20 protein-coding genes are annotated in these 18,199 nt (G+C 59.2%); 18 read left to right on the top strand and 2 right to left on the bottom strand.

Annotated features, from left to right (window positions below; all coding sequences use genetic code 11):
* The first annotated feature begins 9 nt into the window (after positions 1 to 9).
* The 8 genes from kdpC to rlmD all read left to right on the top strand — a co-directional run bounded on the left by kdpC (position 10) and on the right by rlmD (position 7,874).
* Positions 10 to 606: a potassium-transporting ATPase subunit KdpC gene (gene kdpC, locus HIJ39_RS09505; RefSeq protein WP_169099041.1), complete on the top strand. Its 597-nt coding sequence runs from the start codon at positions 10 to 12 to the stop codon at positions 604 to 606.
* A 73-nt stretch (positions 607 to 679) separates the two neighbouring features.
* Positions 680 to 1,156 (top strand): universal stress protein, encoded by a 477-nt coding sequence (locus HIJ39_RS09500; RefSeq protein ID WP_169099040.1) that lies wholly within the window; start codon positions 680 to 682, stop codon positions 1,154 to 1,156.
* Positions 1,157 to 1,232: 76 nt separating this feature from the next.
* The gene (locus HIJ39_RS09495) at positions 1,233 to 2,381 is read left to right on the top strand and encodes a universal stress protein (protein WP_338055134.1); all 1,149 of its coding nucleotides are present in this window, start codon (positions 1,233 to 1,235) and stop codon (positions 2,379 to 2,381) included.
* Between the two features lie 61 nt (positions 2,382 to 2,442).
* A complete protein-coding gene (gatC, locus tag HIJ39_RS09490; protein ID WP_169099036.1) occupies positions 2,443 to 2,748 on the top strand; it encodes an Asp-tRNA(Asn)/Glu-tRNA(Gln) amidotransferase subunit GatC in 306 nt (101 codons plus the stop codon).
* Positions 2,741 to 4,192, top strand: a complete 1,452-nt coding sequence (gene gatA / locus HIJ39_RS09485) for an Asp-tRNA(Asn)/Glu-tRNA(Gln) amidotransferase subunit GatA (RefSeq protein ID WP_169099034.1) — start codon at positions 2,741 to 2,743, stop codon at positions 4,190 to 4,192. The genes gatC and gatA overlap by 8 nt, the downstream gene beginning before the upstream one ends.
* Positions 4,189 to 5,655, top strand: a complete 1,467-nt coding sequence (gene gatB / locus HIJ39_RS09480; RefSeq protein WP_169099032.1) for an Asp-tRNA(Asn)/Glu-tRNA(Gln) amidotransferase subunit GatB — start codon at positions 4,189 to 4,191, stop codon at positions 5,653 to 5,655. Before gatA ends, gatB begins: the two co-directional genes overlap by 4 nt.
* A complete protein-coding gene (locus HIJ39_RS09475; RefSeq protein WP_169099030.1) occupies positions 5,648 to 6,529 on the top strand; it encodes a S66 peptidase family protein in 882 nt (293 codons plus the stop codon). The genes gatB and HIJ39_RS09475 overlap by 8 nt, the downstream gene beginning before the upstream one ends.
* The gene (rlmD, locus tag HIJ39_RS09470) at positions 6,522 to 7,874 is read left to right on the top strand and encodes a 23S rRNA (uracil(1939)-C(5))-methyltransferase RlmD (RefSeq protein ID WP_169099028.1); all 1,353 of its coding nucleotides are present in this window, start codon (positions 6,522 to 6,524) and stop codon (positions 7,872 to 7,874) included. Before HIJ39_RS09475 ends, rlmD begins: the two co-directional genes overlap by 8 nt.
* On the opposite strand, the gene HIJ39_RS09465 is transcribed toward rlmD, so the two are convergent.
* On the bottom strand, positions 7,857 to 9,269 hold the full coding sequence (locus HIJ39_RS09465; RefSeq protein ID WP_169099026.1) for an amino acid permease: 1,413 nt from the start codon (positions 9,267 to 9,269) through the stop codon (positions 7,857 to 7,859). The genes rlmD and HIJ39_RS09465 overlap by 18 nt on opposite strands.
* Before the next feature lie 114 nt (positions 9,270 to 9,383).
* Here HIJ39_RS09465 and HIJ39_RS09460 point away from each other — a divergent pair, with 114 nt between their 5' ends.
* The 9 genes from HIJ39_RS09460 (at position 9,384) to HIJ39_RS09420 (ending at position 16,422) form a co-directional block, all read left to right on the top strand.
* On the top strand, positions 9,384 to 9,866 hold the full coding sequence (locus tag HIJ39_RS09460) for an acyl-CoA thioesterase (RefSeq protein ID WP_420824569.1): 483 nt from the start codon (positions 9,384 to 9,386) through the stop codon (positions 9,864 to 9,866).
* 194 nt (positions 9,867 to 10,060) lie between these two features.
* Positions 10,061 to 10,294, top strand: coding sequence for a pilin (locus HIJ39_RS09455; RefSeq protein WP_169099022.1), 234 nt, complete (start codon positions 10,061 to 10,063; stop codon positions 10,292 to 10,294).
* A complete protein-coding gene (locus HIJ39_RS09450) occupies positions 10,294 to 11,079 on the top strand; it encodes a hypothetical protein (RefSeq protein ID WP_169099020.1) in 786 nt (261 codons plus the stop codon). Before HIJ39_RS09455 ends, HIJ39_RS09450 begins: the two co-directional genes overlap by 1 nt.
* On the top strand, positions 11,070 to 11,351 hold the full coding sequence (locus HIJ39_RS09445) for a hypothetical protein (protein WP_169099018.1): 282 nt from the start codon (positions 11,070 to 11,072) through the stop codon (positions 11,349 to 11,351). The genes HIJ39_RS09450 and HIJ39_RS09445 overlap by 10 nt, the downstream gene beginning before the upstream one ends.
* A gap of 45 nt (positions 11,352 to 11,396) precedes the next feature.
* Positions 11,397 to 11,987 (top strand): type VI secretion protein, encoded by a 591-nt coding sequence (locus HIJ39_RS09440; protein ID WP_169099016.1) that lies wholly within the window; start codon positions 11,397 to 11,399, stop codon positions 11,985 to 11,987.
* Positions 11,978 to 13,651, top strand: coding sequence for a VirB4 family type IV secretion system protein (locus HIJ39_RS09435; RefSeq protein ID WP_169099014.1), 1,674 nt, complete (start codon positions 11,978 to 11,980; stop codon positions 13,649 to 13,651). Before HIJ39_RS09440 ends, HIJ39_RS09435 begins: the two co-directional genes overlap by 10 nt.
* Positions 13,648 to 14,190, top strand: a complete 543-nt coding sequence (locus tag HIJ39_RS09430; protein ID WP_169099012.1) for an SAF domain-containing protein — start codon at positions 13,648 to 13,650, stop codon at positions 14,188 to 14,190. Before HIJ39_RS09435 ends, HIJ39_RS09430 begins: the two co-directional genes overlap by 4 nt.
* Positions 14,187 to 15,146 carry a hypothetical protein gene (locus HIJ39_RS09425; RefSeq protein ID WP_169099010.1) on the top strand — a complete coding sequence of 320 codons (960 nt, stop codon included), beginning with the start codon at positions 14,187 to 14,189 and terminating at the stop codon, positions 15,144 to 15,146. The genes HIJ39_RS09430 and HIJ39_RS09425 overlap by 4 nt, the downstream gene beginning before the upstream one ends.
* The gene (locus HIJ39_RS09420) at positions 15,133 to 16,422 is read left to right on the top strand and encodes a TadA family conjugal transfer-associated ATPase (RefSeq protein WP_169099009.1); all 1,290 of its coding nucleotides are present in this window, start codon (positions 15,133 to 15,135) and stop codon (positions 16,420 to 16,422) included. The genes HIJ39_RS09425 and HIJ39_RS09420 overlap by 14 nt, the downstream gene beginning before the upstream one ends.
* Before the next feature lie 80 nt (positions 16,423 to 16,502).
* Here the strand turns inward: HIJ39_RS09420 and HIJ39_RS09415 are convergent, their stop codons facing one another.
* The gene (locus tag HIJ39_RS09415; protein ID WP_169099007.1) at positions 16,503 to 17,231 is read right to left on the bottom strand and encodes a GGDEF domain-containing protein; all 729 of its coding nucleotides are present in this window, start codon (positions 17,229 to 17,231) and stop codon (positions 16,503 to 16,505) included.
* 146 nt (positions 17,232 to 17,377) lie between these two features.
* On the opposite strand from HIJ39_RS09415, the gene HIJ39_RS09410 reads away from it, so the two are divergent.
* Positions 17,378 to 18,199: EAL domain-containing protein (locus tag HIJ39_RS09410; RefSeq protein WP_169099005.1), on the top strand; the 822-nt coding region annotated here is incomplete at its 3' end.

Raw genomic sequence — 18,199 nt, 5'->3', positions numbered from 1 at the left:
GTGACGCACATGAAGTACTTAAAGCCATTGATTGGTGTGACCGTGTCGTTGTGGGTGCTGTTGGGGTTGGCCTATCCTTTGGCCATGACCGGGCTAAGCCAGCTACTCTTCCCTTACCAGGCCAACGGCAGCGTGGTGAAGATTGGCAACCGGGTGGTAGCCTCGGCCATCGTCGGCCAGTACTTTACCCAAAAGGGTTACTTCTGGGGCCGTCCCTCTGACACCGTGAATGCGACGACGGGAAAACCCCAGCCGTACAATGCGGAGAACTCGACGGGCAGTAACTTGGGCCCGACCAACAAAGTTCTCATACAGAACATCAAGGCGCGCATTGCCACGTTGGAGAAGGCGGATCCGGGCTTGAAGGTCAGCCAGATACCCCCGGATCTTGTTGAGGGATCCGCTTCGGGCTTGGATCCCTATATCAGCCCGCAAGCCGCCTTGATCCAAATTCCCCGGGTTGCTCGAGCGACGGGACTTTCGACCCAGTACTTGCATACCCTGGTGAATCAAGCGACCCTCGGTCCCGAGTGGGGGCTCTTTGGAAAACGGGTGGTCAACGTGACCGAACTGAATATTGAGGTGTACAAGGCGCGACACGGCTAATTCTGGTTCCGCGCGAACAAGCGAGGCGTCGGGCTTACGGGTCCGGCGCCTTGTTTTTGGGGAGGTGATGCCAGTGCAACGCATACTGTTGGCGCTGGATGGCCGCGGCCATGCGGAGGCGGCCTGTCGGTGGGTCCGGCGTTGGCTATTGGCTGACGATGCCATCGAGGTGACCGTTTTATATGTCACGGAACTGGCGGGATCGGCGCGATTTGCCGGGCCTCGGTGGACTTCAGACTATGAGCGCGACATACAAGAGACGTTGAGAGCGTATTTGGAACAGGATGTCTTTCGTGGAGTGATGGATCGGGTCCGTTTTCTCCACGAATCCGGGACGTCTGTGAGCGACGTCATTGTGATGGTAGCGGACATTCTTCACTGCCACACCATTGTGCTCGGGGGACAACCGCCGCGGGGATTTCGTCGATGGGTTGGGGGCGGTGTAGCTGCGGGTGTCCTTCGCAGAACCGGGGCATCCGTGATGGTGGTTCGTTCTCACGTTGAACGGGTGCTGCCCACCCCCATGCATGGGCCGCATCGTGCGGGATGATACCAACTCAGAAGCTGGCGTGGACTTTTCGTTTCAAGTAGTCTAAAACATAGGAGATATCGGACGGAAAGGAACGGTGGCGGTGGCGCACAGCTTCAAGCGCAGAACCCCGGAGGAGATTCTCGAAGACATTAAGCGCATGAGCCGGGGAAAGCACCGAATTTATATCGGCGCAGCGCCGGGGGTCGGAAAAACCTACACCATGTTGAGCGACGCGCATGGCGCTCGGGCAGAAGGCATTGACGTGGTGGTGGGCGTCTTGGACACCCACGGCCGTCCGGACACGGAGAAAATGGTTGGGGATTTGGAAGTCATTCCCCTTCGCCTCGGCACCCTCAAGGGCAAAGAGGTGGGCGAACTGGACGTCGACGCGATTATCGCGCGTGAACCCGATTTGGTACTGGTGGACGAACTAGCCCATACGAATGCCGATGATGCCAAGCACGCCAAGCGTTACGAGGACGTCCAAGAGATTTTAGAGGCCGGAATCAATGTCTGGTCCACCCTTAATATCCAGCATGTGGAGTCGCTTAATGATACGGTGCGGCAAATCACCGGGGTGCGCGTACGGGAGACGATTCCCGACCAAGTGTTGCGCGATGCGGAGGAAATCCGCCTCATCGATTTGACCCCCGATTCCCTCATTGATCGGCTGAAAGCCGGAAAAATTTATCCTCCCGCCACCGTGGCCAACGCCCTGCAGAACTTCTTTCGCAAGGGCAATATTACGGCGCTTCGGGAAATGGCGCTTCGGGCGGTGGCTGACGATACCGACGAGCGGCTCGAAGACTACATGGACAATCATGATATTGTCGGACCTTGGCCAACCCATGACAGGATTCTGGTGGCATTGACCCCGTCGCCTAACGGCTCCCGCCTCATACGCCGCGGGTATCGGCGTGCCCGGCGGTTGAAGGCCATTCTCACCGTGGTAACCGTGTTGCCTCATGGGATTCAGGGGCTTCCGAAGGCGGATGCGGAACGGCTTGAAGGGCATTTGTCGCTGGCCCGCAAATTAGGCGCCCATGTGGTGGAGTTGGAGGACTCCAATGTGCCTCGGGCGTTGGTCAACTATGCCAAGGAACATCACGTGACAGAGATTATCATGGGTGAGTCGCGCCGCTCACGCTGGGAGGAGCTCGCGCGCGGGTCCGTCATCAACGAGGTGCTGCGTCTGTCCAGCAACATCGACATCCTGGTTCTGGGGGAAGAGCCGAAGGACTAGCTCTTGGGCCGAGGTCCTCGCAATGCTATAATTGGAAGGATATTCAGGGGAGGGAACCTCTGTGGAACTAACAGACACGGAAATTTTGCATGTCGCGCGATTGGCGCGCTTGCGTTTGACAAAAGAGGAACTGCCAGCTGTTCGGCGTGACTTGAACCGGGTGTTGGATTATGTGCAGCAGTTGGCGCAGTTAGATTTGTCCCAAGTGGAGCCCACCATGCATGTGCTCAAGGACAAGACCCCATTGAGAGAGGACCAGCCGGCGCCTTCACTTCCTGTTTCGGAGGCGTTGAAGAATGCGCCCGAGACGGCCGACAACATGTTTCAGGTGCCACGCATCATGGAAGGAGGCAGCGACAATGGCTGAATTGTGGACCCTCTCGGCAGCGCAACTGCATGATTTGTTTGCTGCAGGCGAGGTGACGGCAGAGGCGATTGTCGAAGCGCATCTTGAACGTATTCAAGCGGTCGACGGTTCGGTGCGGGCGTTTCTTTACGTGGACGCGGACGGGGCCCGGGAAACAGCCCGCGCTCAAGATCGATGGACGCCGAAAGAACGTCAAGAACACCCGTTATCGGGCGTTCCGGTGGCATTGAAGGACAACATTGTCACTCGCACCATGCCGACCACGGCGGGTTCAAAGATTTTGGGCCGTTTTATATCACCCTACGATGCCACCGTGGTGGACAAGCTGCACGCCGCAGGCGCCATTGTGATCGGGAAGACCAATTTGGACGAGTTTGCCATGGGATCGTCCACCGAGCATTCCGCCTTTGGGTCCACGTTTAACCCTTGGGACCTTACGCGCGTTCCGGGGGGGTCGAGTGGTGGGTCGGCTGCTGCCGTCGCGGCGCGTATGGTGCCGGTTGCGCTAGGAAGCGACACGGGTGGGTCGATTCGACAGCCCGCCAGCTATACGGGCGTCGTCGGGTTTAAGCCGACCTATGGGCGGGTGTCACGATACGGGTTGATTGCGTTTGCGTCGAGTCTCGATCAGATTGGACCCATGACGCGCTCAGTTGGTGATGCCCGTCGGGTATTCGAGGCCATCCAGGGATACGATCGGCAAGATTCCACCTCACTCCAAAGCGGTGCTTGGGCTCCCGAGGGCACGTCCGGGCCTTGGCGAATTGGCATCCCGAAGGAATATTTTGGAGAGGGCCTCGATCCGGTTGTGCGCCAACTTGTGGAAGCCCATCTTGAGGGATTGGCGCAACAAGGGCACCAGTTGGTGGAGATCTCGCTTCCCCACAGCGTCTATGCCATCGCCGCCTATTATCTCATTGCCCCGGCCGAGGCTTCGTCCAACCTGTCGCGGTATGACGGCGTGCGCTATGGGATGCGCGCCTCAGGCCATGACTTGCTTAGCATGTATGAAACCACCCGCGACGAAGGATTTGGCGATGAGGTGAAGCGGCGCGTTTTGCTGGGAACTCACGCCTTGTCCGCCGGGTACTATGACCAGTATTATCTCACCGCGCAGAAGGTCCGCACCCGAATTCGGGAGGACTTTGAACGAGCGTTTTCCATCGTAGACTACATCGTCACGCCCACCACACCCGACCGAGCCTTTCGCCTCGGCGAAAAAAGCGACGATCTTATTCGCATGTATTTGGGCGACATTTATACCGTGACCGCCAATTTGGCCGGAATTCCGGGAATTTCTATTCCGTTGGGATTGGGCGAGGGGCTCCCGGTGGGGGTACAGTGGCTGGCGCCGACATTGGCGGACGAGGCGCTTTTAGGGGCTGTCCGCGCGGTAGAGTCCATTTGCCAACCCATGCCGTGGCCGGAGGAGGTTCAGCAATGAGCGACTACGATGTGATTATTGGTCTTGAGGTGCACGTGGAGCTAAAGACTCAGAGCAAACTGTTCTGCTCCTGTTCCGCGGCGTTCGGAGCGGCACCCAATTCACAAACCTGCCCAGTATGTCTAGGCCTTCCCGGGGTGCTGCCGGTTTTGAACCAACAGGCGATTGAGCTGGCGGTGCGGTCGGCCCTGGCCCTCAATTGCCAAGTGAGGCCTTTTTCGAAGTTTGATCGCAAGCAGTACTTTTATCCGGACTTACCCAAGGCGTACCAGATTTCCCAATACGATCAACCCTTAGCCGAGTACGGATGGGTCACGATTCGGGGCGCCGACGGCATGAAGAAAATTGGGATCCGGCGGATTCACGTGGAAGAAGATGCGGGCAAGCTGAACCATATGGGAATCCGTCTCGGGGATGCCAGTGGATCGCTGGTCGACCTCAATCGGGCGGGCGTACCATTAATTGAGATTGTGTCCGAACCTGACTTACGTTCGCCAGAGGAGGCACGGTTGTATCTGACCGAGCTTCGCGCCGTGTTGAGTTATTTGGATGTATCCGATTTACGCATGGAGGAAGGCTCGATGCGCTGCGATGCGAACGTATCGCTAAGGCCCCGGGACTGGACAGGCAGTCTTGAGGATTTGCCGCGGGTGGAGATCAAGAACGTGAACTCGATCCGCAACGTGCAGCGCGGCATCGAATATGAGGTCGAACGCCAACGAGAGCTGTTATCCCGAGGGGAGCGGATTGTTAAGGAAACGCGTGGGTTTGACGACCAGACGGGACGCACGTACAGCCAGCGATCCAAGGAGGAGGCCAACGACTACCGCTACTTCCCTGAGCCGGATTTGCCGCCCTTGGTCCTGGATCCGTCGTGGATTAACGCCCTGAAGGAGAGCCTTCCAGCTTTGCCCGACGCCATCCGCGCATCACTGGTGGAACGGGGCATCCCGGCCAAGGATGCCGAGGTTTTGGTTCTGGATAAAGACGCCTATCACTATTGGCAAGAGGCCGTGCGGGACTTTCACGACGAGCGTCTGGTGACCAATTGGATGCTCTCTGACGTGGCACGGCTCATTAATGCGCGCGGCGAGAGCTTTAAGACGGCGGTGGTGCGTCCTCAGGGATTAGTCGAACTGTTGACCCTCATCCAACAAGGCACCTTGTCCGGGCGCATGGCCAAAGAGGTGCTGGAGGCGATGTTTGAGACGGGGCGGGACGCCAAGACTTTGGTCAAGGAACGCGGACTCGCGCAGATTACCGATCAAGGGGCTATCCAAGCGGTGGTTGAGGAGGTTTTGAGCAAGAATCCATCGGTTGTTCAGGATTTTCTGTCCGGGAAGGAGAAAGCCTTGGCATTTTTGGTGGGGCAAGTGATGAAGGCGACCCGCGGGCAAGCTAAACCCGATTTGGTTAACCAACTGCTGAGGGAGACCATCGCCCGCGACTATCAGAATGCCTAGGATTGGCGCCGAAGCCCAGATTCGCATCGTGGCACCGGCCGCGGCCGTCAACCGTGAGCGGGTAGAACAAGGGGCCGCAGTTTTGGCCGCCTCGGGATTCCAGGTTACGTACGGCCGCCATCTGTTTGATGTATGGCATCCCTTAGGGTTTGCAGGAACAGACCATGACCGGGCTCAGGATTTGATGGAGGCCTTGTTAGATCCCGCTGTCGCGGTGGTGTTGGCGGCTCGGGGCGGATATGGGGCCATGCGGATTATGGATCAGATTGATTGGGAGAGCCTACGGAACGCGGAGCGGAAGATTGTCGTAGGGTTCAGCGACATCACGGCGCTGCACCTGGGGTTGGCCAAGTTGGGATGGCCAACCATTCATGGGCCCAATGCGGAGAGTGATTGGGAGAATCCCGTGACTCGTGCTTCATTCTTGGACGTGCTAAACAGAAGGCCGGCACGACTGTCGCCCACCCGATTGAAGCCGCTGGGGGCTCCGCAAGCGTTGACGGGACCCTGGCGGGGAGGGAACCTCACCTTGATCGCGTCCCTGATGGGCACGCCCTTTCAAGTGGACTGCCGCGAGACGGTGCTGTATGTCGAGGAGGTCCATGAGGCACCCTATCGCATCGAGCGCATGCTGACCCAATTGCGGTTGACCGGCGTCCTAAAAGAGGCTCGGGGATTGGTGGTGGGCGATATTCAACTGCCTCCCGGTGAGTCAAAAGAGGTGGCCGAGGCCATTTTTGGCGAGGCTGCGGAGACGCTGGGAATACCTGCCTGGTGCGGGTTTCCCTCAGGCCATTCGGAGCCGATGTGGAGCCTGCCATTGGGCTGGGATCTCGCCGTCGACCGGGAAGGATGGGTGTCCTGGGATGGCTGACAACAATCTGCTGACGGTGGAAATTGAGCGAATGGGACAGGCGGGCGACGGGGTGGGCCGCATGCCCGACGGGCGGTTGATTTTCATCCCCGGCGGCCTTCCCGGGGAACTGGTCAGGGTCCGCGTCATCGAGACGCGAAAGAATTTTGCCCGCGGTGCGCTTGTTTCGGCTAAACGCACGGTCCCGACACGTGTGGCGCCTGTCTGTCCCATTTTTGGCCAGTGTGGCGGATGCGCATTTCAGCATTGGGATTATGGGGCGGAACTCGCGTATAAGGAAAACCGGGTGCGAGAGGCCCTGACGCGCATCGCACAAGTAAACGGGGACTTGGTGGAGGCGATTCGAGGGTGTCCAGACCCGTACGGCTATCGTAATAAAGGACAGTTTCCTTTTGGCGGAACGCGGGGCAAGGTCCGCCTTGGGCTTTATCGGCGGGGCACTCACGAGGTGATCGGCGCTGCCCACTGTGCCATTCAAGACCCCTGGGTCAACGAGTTGCTTCAGGTGGCGGAGGATCTTGTCAATCGCTTTCGCATTCCTCCTTACGATGAAACGCAGCGCAGCGGGATTTTGCGCCATCTTCTGATTCGCTCCTCACGGATGGAGCAAAAGCTATTGGCACTCTTGGTGGTGACGGAACCGCATCCGGAATTGGCCTCCCTCGCGGAAGCCATCATGGCGGCCGTGCCGCGGGTCGCGGGTGTGGGAATGAACGTTCAGCCTGCACCGACCAACCGGGTGCTGGGCGAGCGAACGGTCTGCCTGGCTGGCCAGGACTCATTAATCGACTCGATTTTAGGACTACGGTTTCGCATGTCCTATACCTCCTTCTTTCAAGTCAATCCGGGGCAAGTGGAAGTGCTCTACCGGGCTGCCCTGAACTTTCTGCCAGGCGGACCCAGTGAGGTCTGGGACCTTTATTCCGGCGTGGGGACACTTGCCGCGTTGGCTGCCCGAGAGGCACGATGGGTCCGAGCGCTCGAAGTCAATCCCGAAGCGGTGCACGATGCGCGGGAAAACTTTGCCTTAAACCATCTAACCAATGTGGGAGTCGAGGTAGGGCGGGTGGAGGATGTCATCGATGCCTGGGTGAAACGAGCGGCCGATCCGCCCGGGACCGTCATTGTAGATCCGCCCCGAGCGGGATTGGATGGGCGGGTGGTGGAACGGCTCAACGTCCTCAAACCCGGTCGAATCATCTATATTAGCTGCAATCCCGATACCTGGGCGCGGGATGTCGGGCGTCTGTCGCCGCATTTTCAATTGATGCAGGCCATACCCGTGGATATGTTTCCTCGCACGGACCATGTTGAGGTGGCGTCCTGGCTAGCGCGCAGTTCGTAGTCGATGGCGCAAAATCAGCCAGACACCGAGGGCGGCGGCGATGCCGCCGAGTCCCACCAGGGCGCCGACCAACTCACCCTTCGCAAACGGTGAGACTGCCATACTCAGCAGCACGACCGCCATGACCAGATAGGTCGTGAAGGGAAATCCCCAAAGCTTATAGCTCAGTTTCTTGGGATGGTGGGCCTCCAGATATGGGCGATACAGCCGCTCGGTGAGTAGAACCATGAGCCAGATAAACATGGCCTGAAATCCGGTGGCTGTGACGAGATAGCTGTAGGCTTTCTTTGGAAGCACGTAAGCCAATAGGATGGTGAGGGCCAAAAGCCCGGCACTGGTCCAAATGGCCCGCGTCGGCAGACCGCGCTTGTTGAGCCGACCCAAAGCCCTTGGCGCCTCTCCCTGTTGCGCTAAACCATAGAGCACCCGGACATTGGAATAAAGGGCGGCGTTCATGGTGGACAGCACGGCAAACAGCAACACGAGGTTCATGACGAGCGCTGTCCAGGCCAATCGGCTTTGGCGCAAGGTGACAATGAAGGGGCTGATGGCATCAGACTGGATATTCCAGGGGCTCACCATCAGGATAATCGCGATGGACCCCAAAAACATTACGGTGACTAAAACGGTGGTGTTGCGCACAGACCGGCCAATGGTGTCCCGTGGCCGGCGCGTTTCTGCGGCGGCCAGCCCAATAACGCCAGTCCCGGCGTAGGCAAAAAGCACGAGAATCATGGCCGGAAGGGCATGATACCATCCGGTTGGGACAAGGCCTCCATGTCCGGTCAGAGTGGCCAGAGGTGTCATGGGATGGTGGGTAGGAATGACATGCAAGAGCATCAGTACACCAAAAACAATAAACAGCACGACGGCAATCGTTTTCACCCCCGCCATAAAGCCTTCAATCGTGCCAAAGCCGCGGACACTAATGAAGTTAATGGCGATGATAAGCGCCGAATAGGCGAGGGACCAGCCCCATAGCGGCACCCCGGGGAAAAACAAGCGGGAGAAAAGGGAGGCCGCAGTCACTTCACTAGACATGGTGAGAACGCTGGAAAACCAAAAAATCCAACCGGCGACAAAGGTCCATCCCGGTCCAAGGACTTTCTGCGTGTACACCAGGAAGGATCCCGGCGCCGGGGTAGCCACGGACATCTCCGCCAAGGCGTTTATCTCTAAAATCATCATCAGCGCTCCCAGAGCGTACATGGCCAACACCAGCGGCCCGGCGTGACGGATGGCCAACCCGCTGGCCATGAAGAGACCCGACCCCATAATTCCGCCAATCGTAAGCAGGGTGAGGGTAGATGATGTCAGGTCTTTTTGAAAGGCTCGGTGGCCGTGTCCAACCCGGGGGTGGCGGGATTTTGTGCCGTTCGGGGTCTTGATTCCCATTGAACGCTCCTCCTCGTTTGCAATCCCCATCGCATTCTGGTAACCCTGTAAGAGACCAGCGGGTTTAGCATCGTCTGGACGACGCGACCCTATGCAATGAGAGGAGAATCGACAGTGGCGCAAGGGAAGACCGTGGCGGAGTCCCGCACCGAGATGACCGAGTTGGTCTTGCCGGGGGACTCCAATCAATTGGGCAATATTTTTGGCGGTCGCATCATGTATTGGGTGGATATGGCCGCCGCCATGGCCGCCAATCGTCACGCCGGGCGTGTGGCGGTCACGGCATCCATTGACAGCGTAGAATTTTTGCATCCCATTCGCATCGGTGAAGTCGTTCATCTCATCGCTCAGGTAAACTGGGTGGGCCGCACCTCGATGGAGGTCGGCGTGGATGTCTATGGAGAAAATATGGACACAGGCGAACGCAAGAAGACGTCGACCGCTTTTCTCACCTTCGTGGCGTTGAGTCAAACCGGCCAACCCGTCGAGGTTCCCCCCTTGATTTTACGCACTCCCGAGGAAGAAGAGCGGTTTCACGCGGCGGAAGCCAGGCGGCAGGAACGGCTCAAAAAGAAGCAAAAGGCTAGTCGTCTTTAGACTAAGAAAATCCTGTAAATTTGTCGAGTGGTGACGAAATAAAGGGAATTCAGCCAATTGCGCGGCTGTTTGGGGGGATCATAATTCGTGTGTCGAAGTGGGTCGAAAATTTAGACAGAGAATCTGGAACAATCTGTCGCTACCATTTGCGGTGAGGGTTAAGCCCTCACCATTTTCTTTGGGGAGGCGATACGATGCCGGACGGCGCCGTCATACAAGCAATCAGCCGGTTGACGGGTCTCTTGGCTGATCTGGCCGGCGGAATCTTTACCTTGGTGATGGTCTATGGCGGCATCCGCTTCATGGTGTCGCACAATCCGCGGGCCGTGCAGGCCAGCAAGGAATTGATGGGACGTGCGGCCATGGGGTTGGGGTTGGTGTTGATGGTGGATGTCATTCGCCAACTGATTCAGTATGTGGTTTCGTGATGAGTCGCCCCACGCTTGACCCGGTAGTTTGGGTAGTCAACAGTTTATCCCGCTGGGCGTGGCAGCAAATGGTAAGGCTGGCCGGCAAAGGACTGAAACACACGCTGTTCGCGCCGTTGCCGTGGCCCTCGGCGGTCATGCATCTCTACAGCATCAGCCGTGACGCCGCTCTGGGTACAGTGGGGGTGGTGTTGTTGGTGGCGGTGCTCCGCTCGATGTGGCCTGAACTCGCCTTGCCGGGACTTCGGCTGCCGCTTCCGGTGGTGCTGGAACGCTTGCTCACCGCGGCCCTCATGGCAACGGCTGGGATCTGGGCGGTGCGGATGATGCTAACCCTCAATAACGCGGCGGTGGCGGCGATAATCGGCGGCGCCGGGTCCCTGGCCTCAGGAGCTGCTCCTCAAGGCAGTCTGTCTCCGTTAGCCGTACTCCTTACGGCGCTGGCGCTGATTGGGATCGTGCTATATCTGGCGGTGTTCTATGCCGCTCGCATGATTGAGCTCTATCTGTTGACAGCAGCCATTCCCTGGTTCGCCATGGCTTGGGCCGCGTTCGGAGATGACCGGGCCATTGGCAATCTACTTCGAGAACTCGTGGTGGTGGTGTTTGTGCAAACGCTGCATGCTGCGTGCTTTTGGCTCGCAGTGCAGTTGGTCGGATCCCGGTCTTTGGGCAACTCCACCATCTTTCTGGAAGTCGCCCTGTTTTGGTATATGACCCGGGTTCCCGCGCAATTCCGCCGCTTAGCCGGCGCCGGGTGGGGAGTGACACGACTATGGCGGTAACACGAACGGTCTTCCTGCCCTTAAAACGCGAGCCGGAAATATTGTTCGGAATGACATTGGCGGACCTGATATGGGTCATGGCGGCAGCAGCTTTGGACTTGGTCTGGTGGCGGATGCTGCACCAGCACCGCACAGCCGCTCTTGCAATCATGGCGGCAACGACCACGCTGGGATTGGCTATGGCCCTGGTTCGGTTGGAAGGCACCAGCCTTCCCGAATGGGCATGCCGCGCCGCCGGCTTCTGGCTTCGACCCCGACTCTTCCTTCCCTAAGGGAGAATGGATTTCTCATGACATGTCTAAAGAGGTGACGAGAATATGGCTGTTCGGATGAATCAAGTCTTTCCCATTCGTGCCGTGGGTCCCGGTTTGTGTCTGGTGGGGCGGGATCGTTACTCGGCAGTGTTAGAAGCGTTTCCCATCAATTTCGGCCTCCGTTCGGTAAAGGATCAAGAACGGCTAGTCAACGCCTACACGGCTTTTTTAAACAGCTTAAGCTTTCCCGTAGAGATCTTGGTGCGCTCCGATGTATTGAGAATGGATGACTATCTTGGCGAAATGAAGAGTGGCGAAGAGGACATTGAACCCCATTTGAGGCCATCTTTAGGCGACTACATCGAGTTTATTCAAGAGACAGCTACGGTCCAGCATCTGGTACGGCGGCGATTTTTCATCATTCTTTCATGGCAGGGACTCGATACACGCACTCGGCCCCGGCGGCACGGCGAAGTGCTGTGGGACGAGGCGGAACGGGAATTGGAACGGCGCCGCGACTTGATTGCGGCCGGGCTTAAGCCGCTAGGCATCCGGGTAAAGAGCTTGGAACGGGATGATCTGTTCCGCTTCCTGTTTGCCAGCTTGGGTGGCGGTCGGCGTTTGCCGGCGGGGGTGAATTGGGCATGGGATTAAGACGGCGTTGGGAGCCGAGGCGCGATCCATTGGATGCGGTGTGGCCGTCGCATTTGGCGCTCTTTCCGGACTATGCCGAGGTGGGAGACACTTATGCCCGCAGCTATACCGTGGTTGGGTATCCCCGGGAAGTCAGTCCGGGTTGGTTTGAACCGTTGATGGGGTTTCCCGACCCCATTACACTGGCCATATCTTGCGCCCCCGTGGATTTGGGCGAGGCGGTGAAAAGCATCGGCCGGCGTATGGTTTGGCATCGCGGATCGGTTGCGGCGGATCGGGCGCAAGGACGCATCGGACGCGCCGAGGACAGCGTCGCGCTTGAGGATGCTGAAACGGTGCGCCGGCAGATGGCCCGTGGCGATGCCCGGATGCTGGAAGTCGGTCTCACCATCACAGTTTGGGGTGGGTCGTTGGAGGAATTGGAGCACAACTCACGGCTTTTGGAGAGTCTGGCACAGGGGATGATGGTGGTGTTGCGCCGGCTCCGGTTTCAGCAGGCAATAGGGCTCCGACGACTGTGGCCATTGGGCGAGGGGAGCGACAAGCTGCGCGAGATGGATTCGCGCGCCTGGGCAACGCTGTTTCCCTTTTCCTCGCGCGATGTGGTACATCCGCACGGCCAAGTGATGGGCATCAATCCTGCCAGCCGAACCTTGGTTATCGTGGACCGGTTTCAAATGGCTGCACCCCACTCCATTACTATTGGGTGGTCGGGAGCGGGGAAGAGCTTTGCCGCAAAACTTGAGGCCGTTCGCTCCCGTTATCGGGGCATCCGCGTCACCATCGTCGATCCCGAGGGCGAGTACCGATGGTTGGCAGAGCGTGGCGCTACCCTGTGGACTTTGGGCCAGGCCAGCGGCTTTCCCTATGACCCATTCACCGTTGATACGGGCGGCATCGAGGAACGAGAACGCCAAGGGGACTTTATCCTGCGGCTACTCCGGCGGTTGTCCCCTGAACTTATGGAGACTTGGGGAATATCCATCCACGATGCCTTGTGGCACCTCATGAGTGGCCCGCCGGGGCGTTTTACCCCAGACAGTGTCACTGCCGTAACCTTGGATCGACTCATCGAGGCCACGGACAAAGCGGACCGAAGAGCGGGGTCTCGGCTACGATTGGCCGGGGAGCGATGGCGGGCGGCCGCCGGGCCACCCAACGCTGCATCGGATCGCTTTGAGGTGTTTGACTTGAGTCGCCTCAGCGAGTCCATCAAAGGAGCCGTGTATCTGGCCTTGACCGAATGGGTCATGCGGCGCATGGGACGTCAAGAGGGGCGTCGGCTAGTGATTTTTGATGAAGCCTGGCGCTTGCTGACAGATCACAGTTCGGCGCCATATCTTGAGGAGCTATTTCGCCGGGCGCGCAAGTGGGGTACGGCGCTCAGCCTGTTGTCGCAGGATATCGGAGACTTTACCCGTAATCGGGCGGCCGAGGTTTGTTTTCGCAACGCTCCCATGGTGCTGTTGTTGCGCCAGCACCCGGAAAGTCTGGCGGAGGTAGCCGAGCTGATGCGGCTTCACGACGGCGAAGTGGACTGGATTGGATCGGCGGGGACAGGAGAAGGGCTTCTCATTCTTGATGACGACCATCTGCCGCTTAAGGTGATTGCGTCGCGCCAAGAGCAGCAATGGCTGGCGCCAACAGGGGAGGGATTGGGATGAAAGGGGCAATCGGCCGCCTGCAAGAGCGGGCCGGATTGGCTGCATTCGTGGCTGCAGCCCTGGTGTTCATGGTGCTCAGCGTGGTGCCGCGCCGCCAGCCACAGGCGCTGCTGGTACCGGTGCTGCGGCACGATGTGGCTGCTGGGACGCGGCTCTCCGCGTCCGATATTCGTTGGGTGAAATCTACCCGTATCCATGGGGTTGAGCCGGCATCGCTCGTGGGCTATGCCAAGACGCCACTTTTTGCAGGTGAGATTGTCTCCCCCGTGGACGTCGGGGCTAGGCCTCCTTCGGGGGCGGTCGTGGTGGCGGTGGCGCCCGCCGATTCCGCCGATGTGACTGTGGCCGCCATTGGCCGCCAGGTCGATATATTGGCGGTTCTCAAAAACGGGCAACTGGCCTGGCAATCCGGCCCTGTGACGGTGGTAGGCCTGAGCCACGGGGCAAGTGTGCAAGTCGCTATGCCGCTCACGCAGGCGATCGCTTATGAGCGTCAGGCGTTCGAAAGCACCATTGAACTAGTGGGGATGGAACGATGAAAATCGTTGCAAGCGGTCACGAAGGTGTGGACCAGTTCCTTGCCCAGGAAGCGCCTAAGACGGTGATCCAGGTGCGTTCCTGGAGCGAGGCGGTTCAGGCGATGGACAAAGCTGAAGCGGTACTGGTGGGAGAGCGAATTCCCGATTTCGACATGGCGCTCGAGTGGCTGTTAGACCGGCCTCATCGGGCCGGAGGACCTGAAGTCGTCATCTGGGTGGGCGAGAAATTCAGCCACTCGCGATGGGAAGAGCTTCAGGGGCGAGCGGAAGTATGGCGTGGGGAGATTGATGCTGACCGCCTGCGCCGTTGGTGGGCCTCGAGCGATTTGACCTCGCTCGTTCTGCCCCAGCGTTTCACGGTGGTGTCGGTCTTTCCTTATCCGCCGCTTAAGCCGCTAGTGGAGTGCCTTGGGGCATTGGCCCGAAAGCAGTGGGGACCTGGGGGCGGGTGGGTGGACTTGGATGAGGCGGGCGCGGGCGCATCGCTCTATGTTGCGCCACGGGTGTTTGAACGCGGCGAATATTTGTTTGAGCGCTGGCGGGCACTTGCCGTCGACGGACTCTGGGTGATTCCCGCCCCGCCGCCTTGGCGGCCGGGCAGCGCCGTTCCGGAAAACGCCGATCTGGATCGGATGCTCAATTTGCCGTGGGCGTGGCAGGGACTCTATTTAGGGTCCCGGATTGGTCGGCGGGAAGCGCTCTACGTGGTGAGCCGGGTGGAGCACATGATGGTTTGGGCCAGCCAGGATACCAGTGAGCGCGTGCTTCAGAATACCCGCGAATTTTGCCGCTTATACCAGCCGCAGCTACACGTGTCGGTATTGTCGCCGGATACGCTCAGAGCCTCTCCGGCGGAACCGGAGTGTGATTCTGGACGGCCCCGGTTGGGTGTGCGGGCATGGATGGCGCATGCGCGCGCGAAGACGAAAGGGAAGGGATTTGATGTCAACGTTTAGCTGGAAACCGGAAAGCGTGGCGGCTCAAGCGTTAACTAACCATGCGGAAGAGGATCGGGGCGATCTGGAGCCAACCTTGACGCGGTGGAGTCAGCTTCTGATGGAACGGTATCCCGATGTTGCCCAGCATTTAGTATGGGATCGAACGCGCGTTGAGCGACTGGAAGAAGCCTTAAGTCAGATTGTGTCCGAGGATCTCCAGTGTCCGCCCCATCTGACCGCCTTCTATCGCCGCTCGCTGGTGCATCGACTGACGGGATTGGGACCGTTGGACGCGCTGTTGCAGGATGAGGCGGTCACGGAAATTATGGTCAACGGGCTGGATGCATTTGTAGAACGCGAGGGGCGCATCCAGCCCGTGGCAGTCGATTTCGTCGATGTCGACGAAGTGGGAGACCTCGCACGGCGCATTGCCAATCGGGCCGGCCGCGAACTGAACACCGAGGTGCCTCTCTGCGATGCCCAGCTCAGTGATGGCTCCCGTATTCATTGCGTGATCCCGCCGGTCTCGGAGGTTCCGTCCATTACGATTCGCCGTCACCCGGTACGTGCCCTGGGCCTTGATGACTACTTAAGCCGCGGGTCATTTAGTGAAGCCTTGTGGGAGGACTTGCGGCAGATGGTGGTGCAACGTCACAACATCATCATTGCCGGAGGCGCCAGCAGCGGTAAAACCTCACTGCTTCGGCTTATGGCGGAAGAGATTCCCGAGCAGGAGCGGCTCGTGACTATTGAGGACGTACGCGAGCTCAACATTGCCCACCGCAATACCGTTCGCTTGGAGGCGCATCGCCAAACGACTGTCCGCCAACTGGTGATCAATGCGTTGCGAATGCGCCCGGATCGCATCATCGTGGGCGAAGTGCGTGGCGGTGAGGCGTTAGAGTTGTTGGAGGCTATGGCGACGGGCCAGACAAGGAGCACCCTACTCACTACAGGCACCCCGATCCCCGATCTTGTTGCGCCCCAACGCTTGCGCGGATCACGGCGCCTGATGGATAAACGCAAAAAACGCCGCCACGAGGTCCGAATCACAATCCGGGCCGCCAGGGCATCCGCCAACCGTTCGGCGTACCGCTGCAACGCACGGGGCTTGAGCCCCGCCTTCCGCAGAGATTGCAGCCACCGGTCCACCCACAGCCCCATTTCCTCACTATCCGGGTCCAAGGTCCAACGGCATGGCTCGTTACCTCGATGCGAGTGTGCCATGGGATGTCGTCCGGTCCAATACTCAACCCCTGTCCATCGATCGACACGATTCGACGGCACGGATTAGCGGAGTGAACGGGTTGGATGACCACATGTCTCCCTACCGAGTGCTGGTTGCCAGTAGCCTATTTTTCCGAACCACGAGCGTTAGGGCATGAATTGCACAATTTGCCCTTTGCCCTGTGCTTTGGCTTGATAGAGGGCGTAATCGGCCCGACGGCCCAAATCCCAGGCGGTTAGGGGTTCCGCAGGATCGGGTGAGGCGACGGCCAATCCGCCCGAGAGACTAAACCCACGCAAAGGCAGCACAGCCGTCGTTCGACACCGGGCGAGGACACGTTGGGCAGCCAGCACCGCGTCCGCCGGCGCGACGCCTGTCATAAACCACCCGAACTCTTCGCCACCCAAGCGCCCGAGAAGATCCCCGCTACGGACGGATTGGCGCAAGATCGTACTCAACGCCTGGAGCACCGCGTCGCCGACCGCATGGCCGTACTGATCGTTAATTTGCTTGAAATCATCGAGATCAAAGAAGACGAAGGCAGTTGGATGACGGGCGATCATCGCCTCGGTCATCTGGCGTTCGGCCCGCTCCCAAAAGGCACCGGCGCGCAAGACGCCGGTAAGGTCGTCGTGAATGGCCGCGGCTTGCCAGGGACGTACGAGTCTATGCATCAGAAATCGGAGCATCGTCAGAAGAAAAATGACCCAAAGAATGCTTTCGGCTATGATCGTACGAACGGTGTGAGCGGTGGTCGCACCCCACCACCCGATGCCGGTTGTGCCCACGGTATATCCCGCAGTGGCTAGCACAAACCACAGCATGGTCCGGGGGGCCGCTACCGACCGACGGCGATGAGGCGGCTTGGTACCCATTCAGATGACTCCTTATCTACTCTTCATTTGTATTATAGGTCTTATTACTGGCTCGTGTCGAAATTTGTATGGACGTGAAAGAAGGACTCTGTCGATTGGGCGCGAAATTTAGAAAAGGTATCCGCGTTTGCCCAGGAGGAATGGAAATGAACGATGCGTTATCTGGGGTTCATCAGGCGCTACACGCGGCTTTGGCATCTGGCGAGATTATGGCGGTGTTTCAGCCCATTTGGACGGTCACGGGAGAACGTTGGGGCTTCGAGGCCTTGTCGAGGTTTCCGAATGGGAGCGCGCCGGATCGTGTGTGGGTCTATGCGCAACAGAAGCAATTGGCCGTGGCGTTGGATCGGGTTGCCATCAGAGCGGCGGAAGTCGCCGCCGGCTCATTGGGTGGTGCATTATTTTTGAACGTGAGTAGCGCGCACTTTCGGGAGTACCGCAGTTTGTCGGACTTGGCCAATCCCACGCAGGTGGTTTGGGAAGTGACCGAGAGCACGGCGTTATCGGCAGCCGATCTGCAAGGAATCCAGCGATTAAAGCGGCAAGGATACCGGATCGCCATGGACGATGCGGGCACGGGGCACTCCACCGTGGAGCGGTTGTACAGCGTCCAACCGGACATTGTGAAACTGGACCGCTCGATTGTGCAGGTGTGGGCGGCGCGGACGACCGAACCCCTGCGGCACTGGGTCCGATGTGCCCAAGAGATTGGGGCGCTGGTCATTGCCGAAGGCGTCGAAGACGCCGCGTGGATCTCGGGATTGGCCGACGAGGGTGTGGACGCCGTTCAGGGGTACGCGCTGGGTCGTCCCGCCCCGAGGGAGCACTGGACTACCGACATTTTATCAGAATATTCACCGGGGGGGGGGGGGGGGGGGGTGGTGGGGGGGTGGGGGGGGGGGGGGGGGGGGGGGGGGGGGGGGGGGGGGGGGGGGGGTGGGGGGGGGGGGGGGGGGGGGGGGGGGGGG

Source organism: Sulfobacillus harzensis, from assembly GCF_012933365.1.
Lineage (GTDB): Bacteria > Bacillota > Sulfobacillia > Sulfobacillales > Sulfobacillaceae > Sulfobacillus_B > Sulfobacillus_B harzensis.
This window is presented reverse-complemented; position numbering and strand designations above follow the sequence as displayed.